The sequence below is a fragment of the Mesorhizobium sp. M8A.F.Ca.ET.202.01.1.1 genome, from assembly GCF_004791595.1.
GTDB lineage: Bacteria > Pseudomonadota > Alphaproteobacteria > Rhizobiales > Rhizobiaceae > Mesorhizobium.
Genome location: NZ_SRUN01000232.1, coordinates 1 through 304, shown reverse-complemented (window position 1 = coordinate 304; position 304 = coordinate 1). Strand labels below are relative to the sequence as shown.

Annotated in this window: 1 protein-coding gene; it reads left to right on the top strand. The window is 63.8% G+C overall.

The features are described from left to right. Positions 1-304 (top strand): hypothetical protein (locus EN845_RS35755; RefSeq protein WP_189587452.1); only part of this gene is annotated, 304 nt, incomplete at both ends.

The following is a 304-nucleotide window of genomic DNA, read 5'->3' as shown; positions in this document are numbered from 1 at the left end:
GAAGCGAGCGATCCAGAAGATCGCCAACGACGATCAGAAATCCATCCTGGAAGACGCCAAGAAGCAGGGCGTCAACAAGGGCGTCATCCGCGCGATCACCGATGCGCAGAAGCTTCGCCGGAAGTCGGAGGCGCTGGCGGAACGCGCCGAAAACAAGATCGACGGCTTGGAAGAAGACGACCGCGAGTTCGCCGTCGATATCCGCCAGGCGCTCGGCGACGACTTCGCCAGCTTCGGCCTCGGCGCCGCCGCGGTGAGCCGTGAGGACGCCGATGACGATGAAGAAGACGGCGGGCAGCAGGAT